Origin of the sequence: Vibrio sp. Isolate24, assembly GCF_022398215.1 — a bacterium.
In the GTDB taxonomy this organism is placed as follows: Bacteria; Pseudomonadota; Gammaproteobacteria; order Enterobacterales; family Vibrionaceae; genus Vibrio; species Vibrio coralliilyticus_A.
In genome coordinates, this window is record NZ_JAKEUU010000002.1 from 240764 (window position 1) to 257293 (window position 16530).

Consider the following 16530-nt stretch of genomic DNA (forward strand, 5'->3'; position numbering starts at 1 on the left):
CCTTGTTCCTTTAGGATGCGATTACCAGTTCGCGATGTAATGAGAGAGTAAGTTGTCTATCAGCTCTTTGCCGTCAATAGGCTCAGCTGCGAAGAATTTATCGTCAACGCTTAGTAAGGTAATACCATGAACACCAGACCACAGAACACGGCTGGCTTGCAACACTTCCTTTTCGGAGCGATGAGGGGCAATGATTTGCAAGAGCTGCTCGAGCATACCTGTCATATTATCAATGCGTTCAGCTTGCCATTCAGGTAGGGTTTCCCCATTCATGTTGTGCTCAAAGATCAGCTGCCAGCGGTGTGGGTGGCGCTGGGCAAAATCGTGATAGCAATAGGCGAGTTCATATAAGGCGGTTTTAGGGTTTTGGCTTTTTGCGACAACCACTTTTGCTTCATTGGCAAGTTCATCGAGAGTTTGTGCCACAGCGTGGAGTAGCAATAAATTATAGTTGCCAAAAACATTAACCAATGTGCTGGGCACGTAGCCGATCATATTCGCCACCTTTCGCAGACTTAACTCGTGATAGGAGTTTTCGCTCAGGAACTCTTTGACAGTATCTAAAGTGAGAGCGATAAGCTCTTCACGCGTATGATCGTTTCTACGGGCCATGACAAAATTTCAAAAATGAACAACGTTCAATATTCTAATAAGGCTGTGTGATAAGCGCAACTGACTATGTTCGAATTTGCAATACTTTGATACATGTATTCGTCTTTCGCATATTTCATTCTTTAGAGACAAAAGTTACTATTGCTCAATAAGTATAATTCTTACCTTATACAGGAAACCCTAAGGAAAAATATGAAACGACTTTTTTCCCTCGTTGCTTTGCTAATGGTGTCTGTTGCTATTACTCCTATCGCGGAAGCGAAGAAGTTTGGCGGCGGTAAGTCATTTGGTAAGAGCTTTAAAACAGCTCCTGCACCGAAGCAACAACAGCAAAACACAAACACGATTGGTAAAGATCAGGGCGCCAAGACGCAAGGGTCCAGTAAAAAAGGATTAATGGGGGGGCTACTGGGTGGCCTTTTAGCGGGTGGCTTACTCGCAGCATTCTTTGGTGGCGCGTTTGAGGGTATTCAGTTCATGGATATTCTTATTATGGGCTTGATTGCTTTTGTTATCTTCAAACTGATGAGAGGGTTGCTTGGCTCCAAGCAAGGCAGCATGAATCAGCAGAGACAACAGCCTGCATTTGGTGGTTCAGCACCAAAGTTTGAACAACCGAACGTTCATAACTTTGAGCAGCAGCCTCAAACAGGTGGTCAAAGTGGATTCGGCTTTGGCTCACAAACGGATATTCCACACAACTACCCACCAGGTTTTGATCAGTCAGCATTTATTAATGGTGCGCGTGAGCATTACCGTATTCTGCAAGGTGCATGGAACCACAACCAACTTGAAACGATTGAAGAGTATGTCTCTCCGAGCTTGTTTGAAGACCTAAAAGCAGAACGTGCGAAACTAGATGGTGAGCAACACACTGATGTGATGTACGTCGATGCAGAAATCGTTCGAGCTGACCATGATGCAAGCAAAGCGCAGCTTAGCTTACAGTTTAGCGGCCGCTACCGTGATGCAGTGGAAGATGTTGAAGAAAACATTGAAGACATCTGGCACCTTGAGCGTGACCTAACGGTACCTAACGCTCCATGGTTGATTGTCGGTATTCAAGGTTAAGCACAATTTGTAATAAACGCCCAAGCCAAATGCTTGGGCGTTTTTGTATTGGGCCAAGACTTGATAAGATAATCGATACAGAACAACAATAGGTAAGTAAAGTGGCTGAATTTAAATATAAAAACCTTTCACAAGAAGAGCAGGATAAACTGGATGCAGCGGTGTTTCGTCGTTTACTCTCTCATCTTGATGAGAATAAAGACGTGCAGAATATTGATCTGATGATCCTTGCAGGGTTCTGCCGTAACTGTTTCAGTAAGTGGTACAAAGCGGAAGCGGATACCCAGGGTTTTGAGCTGGATATTGATGATGCACGTGAACGTGTCTATGGCATGACTTACGATGAGTGGAAACAAAACCACCAGCCGAAAGCGACACCTGAACAACTTGCGGCTTTCGAAGCGCGCCAGAAAAAAAGCTGATTCGGGTATACCGATATGAAAGCGCCACTCAGATGAGTGGCGCTCGTATTTCCAACTGACGTTGTTATTGTTATCTAGATTTGGCCAGTTGCTTCAAACGTTTCTAATTTCGTGAGATAAGGTTGCAAATCGCCGATGTTTTCTTCAATCCACTGACTATTGTAGTACGTATCTAGGTATCGCTCCCCACTATCACATAGTAGCGTCACTATTGACCCTGTTTCACCACGCGATTTCATTTCGCTTGCCAGTTGAAGAACACCGTAAAGGTTCGTCCCTGTAGAGGCACCAACTTTGCGGCCAAGAATTTTTTCTAACCAGTGCGCAGTCGCAACGGAAGCAGCGTCTGGAATTGTACGCATTTCGTCAATCACACCCGGTATAAAACTTGGCTCAACACGCGGACGGCCAATTCCTTCAATCTTACTACCACAATCGCCTTTTAGCTCAGAGTTGCCGGTTTTGAAGAACTCATGGAATACAGAGTTTTCTGGGTCGACAACACAAAGCTTGGTTGAGTGTTTCTGATAGCGGATAAAGCGGCCTATTGTTGCGGAAGTTCCTCCTGTTCCTGGGCTCATCACAACCCAAGTTGGTACAGGGTTATCTTCAAGTTCCATCTGGCTAAAAATAGAATTTGCGATGTTGTTGTTACCGCGCCAGTCAGTTGCGCGTTCAGCGTAGGTGAACTGATCCATATAGTGACCGTTAAGCTCTTTGGCTAAACGATGTGACTCAGCGTAGATCTGATCGGAACGCTCCACTAGGTGAGCTTGGCCTCCATAGAACTCAATCTGTTCAATTTTCTTCTTAGCGGTACATTTAGGCATGACGGCTATGAACGGCAATCCAAGTAAACGAGCAAAATACGCTTCTGATACAGCGGTACTGCCAGATGATGATTCAATGATGGTGGTTTCGGGACCGACCCAGCCATTACAAATGGCATAGAGAAAGAGCGAACGAGCCAGACGGTGTTTTAGGGAGCCTGTTGGGTGTGTGCTCTCATCTTTCAGGTAAATATCAATACCTTCCACGCTGGGTAAGTCGAGCTTGATCAAGTGAGTATCCGCTGAACGTTGGAAGTCGGCCTCAATTTTTCGAATCGCATTATTAATCCAGTTGTGGTCTGTACACATGAAACATCTCCTTAGCATCGTTATGCTAATAATTTATCTATATGACAGGAGAAATACTTTGCCTTATTGCCTTTAATTTGCTTTATTTGGAGAAAATTTTTCTATCATGAGGCGGTGGGTATGGAACTGGACAAAGTGGACCGAAAGATCCTTGCGTTGTTACAACAAGATGGAACTTTGTCATTAAATGAACTGGCAGAAGCGGTGAATTTAACGACAACACCGTGTTGGAAACGGTTAAAAAAGCTAGAAGAATCGGGTGTGATTGAAAAGCGAGTGGCGTTGCTCAATCCAGAAAAACTGGATTTATCCTTTACTGCCTTTGTGTTGGTGAAAACCAGCGATCATTCTCATGAGTGGTACAGCCAGTTTGTGTCTACGGCCTCTGATTTTCCTGAGGTGATGGAGTTTTATCGAATGGCTGGAGAATACGACTACATGATGAAAGTTCAGGTCAAAGATATGCAGTGCTTTGATAAATTTTATAAAAAGTTAGTCAACTCCGTTGCTGGTATATCCAATGTGACCTCCACTTTTGCCATGGAACCTCTCAAATACACGACAGCGTTACCAATTGGAGATGCTTAAGAAAGAACGAGGTGGGTAAAGCTTAATAGGTCGTTGAGTAGTGAGCCCTGATGAGGGGCTCAAAGTAAACTTGATTTCTTTGAGCACTCAAGAGTTTGATATAGTGTCGCCTTGGGGAGGAATTACTTGGTAAACCTCATCACCCCTTCCTGAACCGCAGAAGCGACTAGGTGGCCTTGACGGTTATAGATCTCCCCTCGAACTAAGCCGCGAGTGTTACTTGCGGTAGGGCTCTCGATGACATACAGCAGCCATTCATCCATCTTAAAGGGCCGATGAAACCATATCGAGTGGTCGATGGTTGCTACTTGAAAATGCGGCGTCATCAATGACACACCGTGTGGGTGAAGTGCTGTCACTAGAAAACCCCAGTCAGAGGCGTAGCCCAGTAAGTATTGATGGATTAATTGGTTGTCTGGTATTTCTCCGTTGGCTTTAATCCACAGATACTGTTTCGGATCTGTTTTATGTGGTTTGAGTGGATTCACAACGTTAACAGGGCGTGTTTCTATGGGCTTTTCACCGCAAAACGCCGTTTTAATCTTCTCTGGCAAAAATTCAGCAATTTTCTCTGCGTGCTCTGATTCAGATGCATAATTCTCGGGGCCTGGGATATCAGGCATCGTATTTTGATGCTCAAAGCCCGGAGCCTCACCATGGTAAGAAGCGGTGAGGTAAAAAATAGGGCGACCATTTTGAATCGCCTTGACGCGACGAGTACTAAAGCTTCGGCCATCTCTCAAGTTTTCAACATCATATACGATAGGCTTCTCAGGATCGCCAGGATAGAGAAAATAGCTGTGGAATGAATGCACCGTACGATCGTCTGCAACAGTGTATCTCGCGGCGGATAAAGCCTGACCAATCACTTGTCCCCCGTATACTTGAGGCAGTCCTAGGTTCTCACTTTGGCCTCTGAAAAGCCCTTCCTCCAGCTTTTCAAGTTGCAATAATTCCAGAAGTTCCTTGAGAGGCTTGCTCATTCAAATACCTTTAATAAATGAATCAATATAGGTTATTTTAAGCATAAATTGATAAGTTAAACAGTTGATTGAACAATAAGTTATAAAAATATTTTTAATGTCGGCTCTGCATAGTGATTAGGGTTAGCGTCATGACAAATCTGAGCTTGAAACTTATAATCTTCAGAGTTTGAATGGTTTAGAGAGTCTCTATGAAAAAAGTATTAACGCTAATCATCTCTACTTTCCTTGGCTTGACCATGCTTGGTTGCCAGTCTCCTGAGAAGCCAGCAGAGGAAACCAAAGTGAGCTCGATTACAGGAACTATTTCATATCGTGAACGTATTGCTTTGCCTAAGCATGCACTGGTGACGGTGACCCTACAAGATGTGTCTTTGGCTGATGCTCCTGCTAAGGTTATTGCTAAGCATCGATTTGAGACGAGTGGCATTCAAGTGCCAGTTGAATTTGATTTAGCGTTTGATCCAAGAAAAATACAGGCTCGTCATACATACAGTGTGAGTGCTCGTATTGAGGTGGATGGACGACTTCGTTTCATCACTGACACTTCTTACCCAGTGATTACTGATCCACACCAAACTAGCCATGTCGATATGATGTTAATTGGTGTAAGAAACTGAGTTTGGCTGGCTACCGATGGCAGTCTAGGGCTGCCATCGGTACTTTCGAAGGCTGATTTTTCCATCGTTTGTCACTTCAACATCCTCAGAAATCAACAACTCCCTTTGTCTCACCAAATCTTCACCTTTGAGCGATATCCTACCTTGACTATTAATGACTCGGAACCAAGGCAGTTTGGAATCATGAGGTAGTTTTCCGAGAGCTTTTCCTACGTGCCTTGCGTACCCAGGGTAGCCAGCCAGTTTGGCGACCTCTCCGTAAGTGGTTACTTTTCCACACGGAATTTGGTGAATCACCGCAAAGATTTGCATTAAAAACTGGTCCATAATGATTTTGTCCTAGTTCGATTTTTCCATGGAAGGGATAAGGAGAGGGCATGGTATTTTCTACTTTTCAGTTCTTAGTGACAACCTTGTTGGCTGTTGTTTGTGCTCGAGCTATCAGCCTTAGTGATGGAGACATTCCAGTCTTGGCATTGGTGATTCCAGCGTTGTGGGTATTTCCGCAAGGAGGCGTTGTCGGACTTATTTTGATGGCCGCTCTGACAACCTATGGCTTGACATTACCCTATCAGCCGATCGCGCTGTCGATCAGTCAATGGATACTATTTCCATTATTGATGGTCGTCTTTTCAAGGCGCAGTAGCATCGGCGTGTTGCTTATGGCTGCGTTGATAGTCGTGACGCTTCAAGTCGGTATCATGGTCACTCAAGCTGGGGGGAAGCTTGGCGGAGAGCCCATGGTCACAGTAGTACAAACATTATCAGTGGTGGTGATTTGGTGGGCGGCAACGCACTGGCAATCTAACAATAAGCACAGTTGGTGGGCCTTGGGATTAATATTGCCACTTTGGATGGCAGACTTATCTTATGCTGCGTTAGTCGCACTTTGCATCACAGGCATCATCGCTGCAATGGAGAGCTTAGCGAAATTAGAGAGCTTTCGTTGGAGCAAACTATTGTGCTGGACATTACCTACAGTGGGGTTTGCAGCGTTAGTCGTCACACCTAGTGTGGATGTCCCTAATCCGGTCTTTGTGGTGTGGATATGCCTTCTCGGAACGGCTTGGATGACTGATTATATTTTGCGCAGCTCCGATGAGGAAGCGGATCTATAGTATTTAACAATGCTTTGCATTTAAACTATGTGCTAGAGCGATTTTACTTATCTATGCCAGAGTTGCGCATATTTTGAATATTACTGATTGTGTCTGCACGATAGTAATCACTGCAGTGGTGAAGCCTTTTTGTTGTTTTCTATACCTAAAAAAAGAAATATTAATTGGGTAGTGGGTCTGTTTCTGGCTATCTGTTTTTTGCCAGCTCAAGCACAGACTCCACCTTATAAAGTTGCGGTAGAAGCCGACGATGTTGTTACTCGCGTCTTATTTGATGCTGTTGCGTCTGAGTTTCGACTTGATATCGAATATGTTTATTACCCAAGTTTTGACGCTATTCTCAAGTCTGTGAAAACAGGGAACAGTGATTTTGCAGCCAATGTTACCTATACCCCAGACAGGGCGCTCTATTTCGATTTTTCCGGCCCGACCAATATTGAGTATACCTACGTATACAGCCTAGATAATGCCACATTAGATAAGTTATACACTGTAGGTGTGCCTAAAGGAACGATTTACCGAGAGCTGATAGAAGCTGCTTTTCCGTCGATGACTTTGGTTGAGTATTCAGGACAAGAAGAAGCTATGCAGTTGCTGCAGTCCGGCACCGTCGATGGAGTCGTAGATGCGATTAACCAACTTAAACCTATGTTGCTAGCAGGGTTTGATGCCCAACTGCTTAATCATCAGATCTCCATTAAACCGGTTTCCATTGTTTCCACTAAAGGTCGTCATACTCAGCTGCTTAGGACGATTGAACATTATATTCATGGTGCTGAGGTTCAGAAGCTATTACGTGAATCCATCCGTCAATACCAGTTTGAAATACGGCAACAAGCATTGAGGCAGGCCGTACTTAATAGCGGTATCAACTTTAATCGGCCGCTTAGGGTTAAAATCGAAAACATTGGTCAGTATGCCACTTATCATAGTGATGGCTCGATGACAGGGATCACCGCTGATATTGTTCTTAAAGCATGCGATATTCTAATGTTGAATTGTCAGCTTGAAAGTACCGCAGATGAATCTTGGGAAAGTATGTATGGTGATTTGCTTGCTAAGCGAATTGATGTGCTTTCTCCGATTGCTATTTCAGAAGCTCGCAAAGACTTAGTGTACTACAGTGATCCATACTATCGGCCTGAAGCGATACTGGTTAAACGTGAAGGCTATAAAGACAATGTATACAGTAATGTCTCAGAATTAATCATCGAGCGTATTGGTGTAGTGAAGGACGATTATTATGAAGAGTTGCTGAGAGGGCTACTTCCCAAGAAAGCGCTGCTGACGTACGACAGCAGTGAATCGCAGCTACAGGCACTAATCAATCATGAGGTCGACTACATTGCGATCAGTCGAGCGAACTTTAATATACTGTTGCGAGAGTCAAAAGACTTACTCCCTCTAACTGAAGATCCATTAATAGGGGGGTACTACACTTCTGATATTGCGATCGGATTTGCCAAAAATCAGGTTGGGGAATCATTAGCCCCCCTATTTAGTCGTGCATTAAAAATGATTGATACTGAGCGAATTGTAAAACGCTACGACTATCGGCCTGATTGGAAAGCTACTCTTCAGGCGGAGCAACGTTTTTCGCGTCAGAGCAGGGCGCTATTTATGTTGGTGCTAGGTTTCTTAGCCATCGTCGCGATTTATTTACACAGTCAGTCTAATACTGACAACCTGACTCGACTTAATAATCGACGTGCCATGCATAGGCGCTTTCGTTCAGGTATTAATGCTAATTACACCTTGCTCTATCTAGATATTAATCGCTTTAAGTTCATTAATGACACCTATGGCCACGAAATTGGTGATCAAGTTCTTCGAGCGTTGGCGGGCCAGATTGAACTCTATTGGAAGGGGTACGGCTATCGAATTGGTGGCGATGAATTTATACTTGTTGGCCAGCTAGATTCAGTCACACTAAATTCACTGTTAGGAAAACTTTCTAAAATTCATTTTGTTTCTGAAGATCATCAAGTCTCGTTGGATATTTCCATCGCGATTGGGGTGTCCTATCCACGAGAGCGTTTTATGGCGTTGCAAGAAGTTCTTAATGAGGCTGACCAAGCCATGTACGATCACAAAAGGAAAAAACACCACAGTATGATAAATCACCAGTCTGATGAGCAAAATGTTGTTCCTTTGACTAAGGGTGGTTAACGACTAAGCACTTGACACTAAAACGGGGTTAATATTAAGAATTTCCCTTGAATTACCCTCAGTGATGACTGATAATCCTCCTCACTCCTTAGCCGTGCTAAGGAAACAGAATCTATGGAGGCCCTGGTCCTCCCGCAACAATAGCTCGTGAACTCGGTCAGGTCCGGAAGGAAGCAGCCGCAGCGAGTGACTTGTGTGCCGGGATGTGGCTGGGGCTTCCACCCATTTGAAAGCCCGCAAAGTTATTTGCGGGCTTTTCTGTTTTACGCGAGTGATGATGGTCTGAGTTATACGTTCTAGCTCGATAAGTTACGTTGTGTAGGGATATCTGTTAGGTATTCGACAAACTCAACCTCAAACCCTGCAGGGTCAATGAAGTAGACGTTCTTACGATATGGCTCTTCAGCACCTGGTTTTGCAATTGGGAATCCAGCTTTGACAAGCCGTTCAATGACTTCGTCTATGTTATTAGTTACATAGGCAAAATGAGCAAGTCCAACTTGATGACCTTGTAGATCGCGGTTTGTGCCTTCACCATGATCGCTCATGGCGATATATTGGTAATCATCACCAAAGTGTAGCCAGTTTCTCTCCTTACTGTACCATTCTCCCGTACCTTCAGCTCGGATGTCCCAATGGGGAAAAGCGGTTTGATAAAACTTCAACATTTCAGGAATGTCCTTAACTACTAAGTTTATATGCTCTAGCTGGATCATGACTTTCTCCTTTATTCTCTTAGCCAACGAGATACAGCTTAAAACCTCAAGTTAAGTTTAGGTAAAGCGTTTTTTTCATTTTTTAACAGTGACACTGAGCAGAATTAAGTATGATTCTTTGCTTGTTATGACACATCACTTGATTGGGTTGTGCTGTTTGGATCGCTCAGGCAAGGGGCGTGAGCTAAAAAGTGTAGGTTGGTATCGGTGCGATGGAGCGCTATGATGTTGAGTATAGTGGATTTGTTTAGTAAGGTTCCTTTGATATGAAGTTGAGTTTTAATGCTCAAGATGCCAGCCAGATATTTGTGGGTGCCTTTGCTCTCGCTGTCCCCGTCGCTTTTTCTGAAGAAGCTTGGCGTTTAGGAGAAACGCTCCCTGGTGCCAAGCTATGGCTATTGTTCGGTCTCTCTGTGATCTTTCTTGCCTTATATACCTATGAAAGTGTTTTTCAACGCACTATCTCGAAGCGAAAAATGGTGTTTGTGTTTCGAATCATCACCGCTTACCTTATGGCAGCGTGCGTTGTCGCTTTAGTCCTTTATTGCTTAGATAAGCTGCCTTTCTGGGAAGAACCTATGGTGGCTTTCAAACGGGTGGTTGTCATCACTATGCCCGCTTCTATGGGAGCTATTATTGTTGATAGTTTTGATAAAGAATAACTATTTTGAAGGCGGTAGAGGCTCTGCTTTGCCTACAATTTTGATGACTCCCTTCTGCAACAGCAACGTATTGGGGTAGGTGATGATGTTGCCATTTTCATGCCGTAATAAAACATGAAACATGGTGATATCTATTATGACCCCACTGATGTCTTCATCTTTTTCACAGACTTTAACTTGATCGCCAATACGATAAGGGAAGACGAAAAAAATCAATACGCTAGCCGATATGTTGCTAAGAATTGACCATTGAGCGACTAAAGCCACGCCTAAGACGGCGAAGATTGAGGAAAGAAATAGTGAAATATCGCCGTAACCAATGCCAAGAAGTAGAATGAACATGGCTGCAAATAAGCAGAATGTTGACACGTGGAACACTTTGACCACAAATTGTGTCCGTGCCAAGGTCACCTGTTTTTTCTCTGCGACGGTGATTAGAGCCCGCTTACCGATACGGCGTAAACTGATATAAACCAATATTAACAAAGCGCCCAAGATAAGCTGTTGCAATATTGGCTGAGTATGGAGCCATGTTGTCATTAAAGAAACCTCATTTTTCTTAATAGTATTACTTCTGCAACTACAACGATCAGTATACACGCACAAAGTATCGTAAATGCGATTGGGTTATCTGTCCCAGGGATCCCTCCAACATTGACACCCAGTAGTCCAGTGAAGAAACCAGCAGGCAGAAAGATACCTGCAATGACAGAAAATAAATATGTATTTCTGTTCATTATCTGGGTCTGAACCTGATGAATATGGCTCAGAGCTTGATTAATCTGCTCTAGGTAAAAATCTATGGATTCGTTTAAACGAGCTACAGTATCGAGAGCGTTTTTTAAATGATGTTCTTGCTGTTGTAGTGAGGGAACATTGGCCTGGAGTAAGTCATCAAGAGCATATCGTTGAGGTTTTAGATAGCGACGTAGACGGAGAAGGCGAGAGTACAGCGCGTTCAGCTCATCCAGATCTTTAACGTCAGGGGTATCAAACCTGATCAGTTGCTCCTCTACAGGGTGTAGGAAGGCAGCGATGGCGTCACTGATGCGGTTAATCATCGACACTAAAAGCTCCGAGATATCACAAGGCCCAGCTCCTTGCTGAAGAGCCTCAATTAACGTTGCAACAGCTTTAGATGGAAGTTTCCTTGTTGAGATCAAAGCACCTCGATACCAGAGAATTCTTATACTCAACATATCGTCAGGTTCGGCGCCTGCATTTAGATTGATTCCGCGTAAAATAAACAGAAAACAATCTTTACCGTATGATTCAAATCTAGGGCGTGTATCGTCTGCAAGCAAAGAATCAATTAAAGGCTCTGGAAGATCTTGAGTTTGCAGCCATTCGCGCAGACTAGCTGCATCTCGTTGGCAATGGTACCAGTGATCAGGCAATACGTTATCTGTGAGAGTTGCTAATGGCTCAGATTTTCCTTGAGAAAAACGCCAGCCTGAAATCAAGAAATCACTCATAGTGATCCTCCTTAGTTGCGAATTACCCCTATGGTAGACGCTTGTTTTTCATTTAATGGATTTAGGGGTTGCTGTCAACTCTGTTCTTGACTAAGAAGATTGAAAAGCAGAAGGGAAGAAGGCTTTCACACATTTACCTGGCCAGAATATTTCGTAAAGCTTAACGCTTTTTTAAGCTTACAAATGAGAAAGGTGCACTTATTTAGGTGCACCTTGTTGAAACTGTAAGTGAGACTAACCAGAGCGATGCTCTATAGGCCCTGTCACTTGATCCGCTAGGGCTTGAATTAATGCCGGCTCGAACTTTAGCCATCTTTGCTATAGACGATACCAGATTGATTTTTTCCTGCATCGTATTGACTTTGTAAAACCGCAGGCAAGAAAACGTACATTTCTTCAAAAGGTTCCCCATCAGCTTCATAAAATACAGTTGCTTCGGTTTTGAATTCATCAGGTATAGTTAGTGTATTCCTTACAAACACACCTGGCGATGGGAAAAACACTAACACTAAATCAGCCATTCTAGGGAACAAAGGGTTTACCTCTGTCTCTGCTAATAAGCCGGGCTGCTGAAACTTTTGTTCGATCATGCAAACTCCATCGGTATAAATTCAATTCCACTGACGCCAGCGGCTTCTAATGCATTTTTAACTTTTTCGCTCACATAGTAAGGATCTTTGTAAGTTGTTAAAGTGAAGCAGTCATGTTCGATATGTGTTGATCTAAATTTTTCTACATCTAGAATTTCTTCCAAAACGCTAGTGTATCCGCCTAGTGTCTTACTCAAGTCCTCTGCTTCTGAGGCAACGGGGTCGAGAAAATCGTAATGAGCCGTAATGTTAATAAATGCATATTCACTTGAATCATCATCATTTTTAACATCAACAGGGATAAACTGAATACCACTGAATCCATTGTCAAAAAAGACTTCTTGCACTTTCTTACTTGCTAGCATCCCTATTGGGATTTTTAAAAAATCAGATATGCCTTTCTCACTATATTGCGTATTGACATAAATTAAGGGTCTGCCTTTTAAATACTTACAACAAGGGTGGTAATATTGAAGTACCGAATTCCATGGACTTTGAACGGTAAATGACCCTTCCCCTGATTCGAACTTTTCGAACATTAAATAATAGTTCATTTTAATAACCTAGCTTGGATATTTGAGGCCCTAAGTAAGGTATACGGATTAGAGCATTTTTAACGGGAGCTTTGATAAAAGTATGATGTTGGCTAATATCAAGCTTAGCTGCGTTTCTATGGCGACACGAAGCAGAGTCAGCTTTAATGTCAGCATGTTTAAGCATATTACAACATCCTTTGCCACCGCTTTTATATGTATCAAAACAAGTTTTGTCTAGAGCACCGCTTCTTTTGAACTGCGTCACTTTTTTGTATAGCATTAGGCTAATGGCCTTAAGTTTATTAACAATCAATTTTCCTGCTTGATGGCCCTTTTCATCACAGTATTCGGAGCTTTTTATTTTTGCCTCTAGTTTCTGGAGTTCTTTTTCCACCGTTTTTACATAAGGGGATGTTTTTGGGTGGCTACCTGAGTGTATAGGCATTTCGTAAAAGCATGCTAGCTCTGGAATACTTGGTAACACAACTATATTGTGCCAATCATTAAAGTCGTAACCCAAGTGAGGTAACTTATTGTATAGGAAATCATTCTGCCTCATTGCTTCAACGGTAATCAAGTGATGTGCTTGCAGGTTGGATTCTGCGCTGTCAGATTTTTTTTTAGTCTCTCCTATAGCTTTCATTTCATCGAAAAGTTTTTTTGCTTGGACTCTATCCCATAGTTGCTGGGGGCGTGTATATTTTTTTCCATCTATCGTTTTGTCATAGCAACGCCCATATAGAGGGTGGTTTTGAGGGGAAGCACTCACTCGACCGTTATGTATCTTCAATAAATCCCAGGGGTAATGACCGTTTCCTTTTATTTTCTTGCCTGTCTTTTTATCTTTTGAATCCTGAGTTCCTCGTTCAGTACATCCGTATTTTTTATCTTTTTCCTTATAATACTTACCCTTGAATCCATTTTTTTCACAATATGTAGCTGATGCCGCCTTAGGTTTATTTTTGCCTACTTTTTTCTCACATAACCAACATTCATCCGGCTTTTTGTTTTTCTTGTCTTGGCTGACTTTTTCATCGTGGTTACCAGCCTGCGCAGTACTCTTTTGTTGATGAGAGCCGTTTGTTGAGCGATGCTTACCACGTGATACTGACTGATCAAGCAAATCTTTAAAGTACATCAGTGCATCTGGAACATTTTTCTCGGCTTCTTTTTTGACTGTATTGAGGGTTGTTTGGAAACCAGCAATTTCTTCAGCGTAAACGGGATATCCAAACCAACCAGCGTACTTAGCTAGCTCGTCTAGTACGCTGTTGAAGCTTTCAATACTTTGGAAAATGATTTCCAGTATCTCGTATTTGATGCTGTCCCAATCAATATTTTTGATAAACTTATCAACATCGCCTTTTCCAAATCCACGCAAGACAGCAAATAACTCATCACGTGATTTTTTCTGCTGAATAGCTTTACCGATTCCTTTCATCACTGAGCCAAGCATAGGAATCGCGCCAATAGCTGAAATCACAAGATTGACCCAAGCTTCTGTTGATTTTCTCTTTTCTTCGTCACAGAGGAAGAATATGTTAGCCGTTATATCTCGAGCATCCATAACTTGATCTATACCGGGAATGACACCCAATACAGTGTTTAAGAAAATCTGACCTGAGGTTGCATTTTCATTGAAGTCATCCAATGATGACACCCCAGATCCAGCCGTGTACAGTTTGGTTTTGATTTCGTTGGGCTTCCCAAAAAGCGACTTGGCCTGTTTTGGTCTGTTCTATTAGCTCGTGAGGATTAAATTCCTTTTTGTAGTAAGGGTTTTTATTCGTATTGTCATATTGGGGATCTGGTTTAAATTCTCTTTTGTCTTCCCCAAAGTCTACTATAAACGTGCCAGGAGCAACGTTGCTTACTTGGGCTTTACCGTCTTTATCTAGTTGCCCTTCGAAAAGGCTTCCTGTTTGATCGGTTAACTTATAAGGAGCTTGAAAGCCTTCACCATCATCGTAGGTAACATGTAAATCAACAGTATAAGTCCCTTCAGCTTCTTCTGTGACAGTGACAGAAGGATTTTGGGCACCGCCAAGACACATAGTGTTGGCTTTGTTCATTGTCATTTGGTCTGACAAACGACAAACACCTTTTCCTTCCATTGAAACGGTTGGAGAGGCTGAGATGAACTCGGCTTCAGCTTCTATAGTGCCTGACGCGACACCTTTCTTATCGCCCCCCGCATCACCGGTACTTGCTGCGAACTTACTGCCTTTAATCGCAATACTATTGCCGCCATCCATTGATACGGTGGTTGTTCCATCTGCTAGATCAGCGGATTTTGCATTATTACCATATGGGATAGGTACAACGGCATTACCGACTGTGGTCAGACAAACGTCGGGCAATGTGGCATTGGCTTCACCGCCGGATCCCTTATGAACTATGCTGAGTCCATTTGCACAAACTGTTACACCCATGATGCACCTTGAGTCATTAAACAAATATTGATCAATGATATAAAATAAAGCGCACATCAATCTCACTAAATTCATAGTTATAGTGAATTTTCCGCACTTCTAATTCACCAAATCGATGGTTCTTGGCTGTATGTCTCACAAAATGGATGAAATTATGTTGTTGGTTTTTTTTGCGTGAACGATATTTTGATGGTATCCGGTTGGATTATTCTTGTTAATGACGTCGATGTATTTCTGTAGTGAAGTCACTTGTTACTAATGAATAGAAGTGCTGTGCTAACAGGATGGTCAGGGATTTGGTAAGTAAGCGCGTAATGTGAATATTCAAGGCTTGAGGGGAAAAGTCTCAAGCCTGTTTGCTAAAAGGATACTTCTACACTCACACCTTCAATCCAACGTTCTTCAGGGATAGGCTGATCGAAGCTCAAATTGACTTTTAGGTAGGCTGGTTGTCCTTCAAAAGGGCTTTGTAGCTCTTGCGGTAACTTGTTCACAACTTCAACTTGGCTTGATACTGTTGCTGTGTAGGTTTCTCCATCTGGATATTTCACTTTGGCACGAGTGCCAATGGTACTGAAGCGCAAATATTTTGGATCGAGAAATGCGGTGATCTCGGGCGTTGCATTTTTTGCGATCGTAATAAGAGGCGTGTTTTCGAAAACGCGCTCTCCTTCAAGGACATGAATGTCAATAACCCTTCCTGAAAATGGGGCCTTAATGGTTAAGCTTTCTTGAGTTGAACGCTTGACGATAAACGCTTTCATCAGAGAGCGGTATTCGGTGGCGATGGGGCCTGCCAGTTTGGTTTCAGTGTCGGCACGTTTTGATTCAGCGTAAGCAATTTTTTGGCTGCTTAACTGGGTGTTAAGAGCGTTAGTGATGTTGACCATTGAGACATAGTCGACCTCAGACACTTGGCCTTGTGAACGGTACGTATCGTAGTTTTGCTGGATTTCCTGAACTTTATCAAGGTTACGCTTTGTGTGGTTGATTGCCTCAGCATATAAGGCTTCAATGTTGAAATCTTGACCAGTCGGTAGTTTTAAAAGCTCACTCTTAATGAAGTTTAGCTCTTGATCTAAAGCAGGATCACTCAGTAGTAACAAGGTTTGCTCGTGGGACACTGTTTTTCCTACATCCGATGGTATCGGGCCGACAACACCTGGGTGAGTGGCGTTAATTGTCACTGGATGTGAGGTAATGATGGCTGGTGCCGTAACCAATACTTGTGTTTTAAACAGGTAGTAAGCCATCGCTATTAATGGGCTAATGACGATTGCTAGAATCAGGTACCAACGTAGGCGATAACCGCCACGCTTTGCCTGACCATAGACGACTTTAACGCCACCCTCAGATTGTGGGTTATTCTTTTTATCTAAATGAAAATTCACTTTCAT

At 42.9% G+C, this 16530-nt stretch carries 19 protein-coding genes and 1 other RNA gene; 8 read left to right on the forward strand and 12 right to left on the reverse strand.

Annotated elements, in window-relative coordinates; translation table 11 throughout:
- Positions 1 to 21 precede the first annotated feature (21 nt).
- Positions 22 to 612 carry a TetR-like C-terminal domain-containing protein gene (locus L1D23_RS09380; RefSeq protein WP_239865787.1) on the reverse strand — a complete coding sequence of 197 codons (591 nt, stop codon included), beginning with the start codon at positions 610 to 612 and terminating at the stop codon, positions 22 to 24.
- 192 nt (positions 613 to 804) lie between these two features.
- On the opposite strand from L1D23_RS09380, the gene L1D23_RS09385 reads away from it, so the two are divergent.
- Positions 805 to 1683, forward strand: a complete 879-nt coding sequence (locus tag L1D23_RS09385) for a Tim44 domain-containing protein (protein WP_239865789.1) — start codon at positions 805 to 807, stop codon at positions 1681 to 1683.
- A 101-nt stretch (positions 1684 to 1784) separates the two neighbouring features.
- On the forward strand, positions 1785 to 2105 hold the full coding sequence (locus tag L1D23_RS09390) for a DUF1244 domain-containing protein (RefSeq protein WP_239837330.1): 321 nt from the start codon (positions 1785 to 1787) through the stop codon (positions 2103 to 2105).
- 74 nt (positions 2106 to 2179) lie between these two features.
- On the opposite strand, the gene L1D23_RS09395 is transcribed toward L1D23_RS09390, so the two are convergent.
- Positions 2180 to 3244: a PLP-dependent cysteine synthase family protein gene (locus L1D23_RS09395; RefSeq protein ID WP_239865790.1), complete on the reverse strand. Its 1065-nt coding sequence runs from the start codon at positions 3242 to 3244 to the stop codon at positions 2180 to 2182.
- 120 nt (positions 3245 to 3364) lie between these two features.
- Here L1D23_RS09395 and L1D23_RS09400 point away from each other — a divergent pair, with 120 nt between their 5' ends.
- Positions 3365 to 3832 (forward strand): Lrp/AsnC family transcriptional regulator, encoded by a 468-nt coding sequence (locus L1D23_RS09400; protein WP_239865791.1) that lies wholly within the window; start codon positions 3365 to 3367, stop codon positions 3830 to 3832.
- Between the two features lie 122 nt (positions 3833 to 3954).
- Here the strand turns inward: L1D23_RS09400 and tesB are convergent, their stop codons facing one another.
- Positions 3955 to 4815 (reverse strand): acyl-CoA thioesterase II, encoded by an 861-nt coding sequence (gene tesB, locus L1D23_RS09405; RefSeq protein ID WP_239865792.1) that lies wholly within the window; start codon positions 4813 to 4815, stop codon positions 3955 to 3957.
- Between the two features lie 191 nt (positions 4816 to 5006).
- Between tesB and L1D23_RS09410 the strand changes: the two genes are divergently transcribed.
- Positions 5007 to 5435, forward strand: coding sequence for a YbaY family lipoprotein (locus tag L1D23_RS09410; RefSeq protein WP_239865793.1), 429 nt, complete (start codon positions 5007 to 5009; stop codon positions 5433 to 5435).
- A 24-nt stretch (positions 5436 to 5459) separates the two neighbouring features.
- On the opposite strand, the gene L1D23_RS09415 is transcribed toward L1D23_RS09410, so the two are convergent.
- On the reverse strand, positions 5460 to 5762 hold the full coding sequence (locus tag L1D23_RS09415) for an MGMT family protein (protein WP_239865794.1): 303 nt from the start codon (positions 5760 to 5762) through the stop codon (positions 5460 to 5462).
- A 50-nt stretch (positions 5763 to 5812) separates the two neighbouring features.
- Here L1D23_RS09415 and L1D23_RS09420 point away from each other — a divergent pair, with 50 nt between their 5' ends.
- The 3 genes from L1D23_RS09420 to ffs all read left to right on the forward strand — a co-directional run bounded on the left by L1D23_RS09420 (position 5813) and on the right by ffs (position 8940).
- Positions 5813 to 6553, forward strand: coding sequence for a hypothetical protein (locus L1D23_RS09420; RefSeq protein WP_239837324.1), 741 nt, complete (start codon positions 5813 to 5815; stop codon positions 6551 to 6553).
- Between the two features lie 177 nt (positions 6554 to 6730).
- Complete coding sequence (locus L1D23_RS09425; protein ID WP_239866760.1) at positions 6731 to 8722, forward strand: GGDEF domain-containing protein; 1992 nt, start codon at positions 6731 to 6733, stop codon at positions 8720 to 8722.
- Between the two features lie 121 nt (positions 8723 to 8843).
- An RNA gene (ffs, locus tag L1D23_RS09430) (signal recognition particle sRNA small type) lies at positions 8844 to 8940 on the forward strand.
- A 78-nt stretch (positions 8941 to 9018) separates the two neighbouring features.
- On the opposite strand, the gene L1D23_RS09435 is transcribed toward ffs, so the two are convergent.
- Complete coding sequence (locus L1D23_RS09435) at positions 9019 to 9438, reverse strand: VOC family protein (protein ID WP_239865795.1); 420 nt, start codon at positions 9436 to 9438, stop codon at positions 9019 to 9021.
- 266 nt (positions 9439 to 9704) lie between these two features.
- Between L1D23_RS09435 and L1D23_RS09440 the strand changes: the two genes are divergently transcribed.
- Positions 9705 to 10100: a DUF2391 family protein gene (locus L1D23_RS09440; RefSeq protein WP_239837322.1), complete on the forward strand. Its 396-nt coding sequence runs from the start codon at positions 9705 to 9707 to the stop codon at positions 10098 to 10100.
- On the opposite strand, the gene L1D23_RS09445 is transcribed toward L1D23_RS09440, so the two are convergent.
- From L1D23_RS09445 to L1D23_RS09470, 7 genes are all read right to left on the reverse strand, one after another.
- Positions 10101 to 10640: a mechanosensitive ion channel family protein gene (locus L1D23_RS09445; RefSeq protein ID WP_239837321.1), complete on the reverse strand. Its 540-nt coding sequence runs from the start codon at positions 10638 to 10640 to the stop codon at positions 10101 to 10103. It abuts the gene before it with no gap.
- Complete coding sequence (locus L1D23_RS09450; RefSeq protein ID WP_239865796.1) at positions 10640 to 11575, reverse strand: CorA family divalent cation transporter; 936 nt, start codon at positions 11573 to 11575, stop codon at positions 10640 to 10642. Before L1D23_RS09450 ends, L1D23_RS09445 begins: the two co-directional genes overlap by 1 nt.
- A gap of 305 nt (positions 11576 to 11880) precedes the next feature.
- Entirely contained in the window at positions 11881 to 12165 is a 285-nt protein-coding gene (locus L1D23_RS09455; RefSeq protein ID WP_239865799.1) for a hypothetical protein, read from the reverse strand.
- The gene (locus tag L1D23_RS09460; protein WP_239865801.1) at positions 12162 to 12719 is read right to left on the reverse strand and encodes a DUF1629 domain-containing protein; all 558 of its coding nucleotides are present in this window, start codon (positions 12717 to 12719) and stop codon (positions 12162 to 12164) included. The genes L1D23_RS09455 and L1D23_RS09460 overlap by 4 nt, the downstream gene beginning before the upstream one ends.
- Before the next feature lies 1 nt (position 12720).
- Positions 12721 to 14352 (reverse strand): AHH domain-containing protein, encoded by a 1632-nt coding sequence (locus L1D23_RS09465; protein WP_345779102.1) that lies wholly within the window; start codon positions 14350 to 14352, stop codon positions 12721 to 12723.
- Positions 14345 to 15133: a DUF4150 domain-containing protein gene (locus L1D23_RS22295; RefSeq protein WP_345779103.1), complete on the reverse strand. Its 789-nt coding sequence runs from the start codon at positions 15131 to 15133 to the stop codon at positions 14345 to 14347. The genes L1D23_RS09465 and L1D23_RS22295 overlap by 8 nt, the downstream gene beginning before the upstream one ends.
- A gap of 359 nt (positions 15134 to 15492) precedes the next feature.
- The gene (locus tag L1D23_RS09470) at positions 15493 to 16530 is read right to left on the reverse strand and encodes an HlyD family secretion protein (protein ID WP_239865810.1); all 1038 of its coding nucleotides are present in this window, start codon (positions 16528 to 16530) and stop codon (positions 15493 to 15495) included.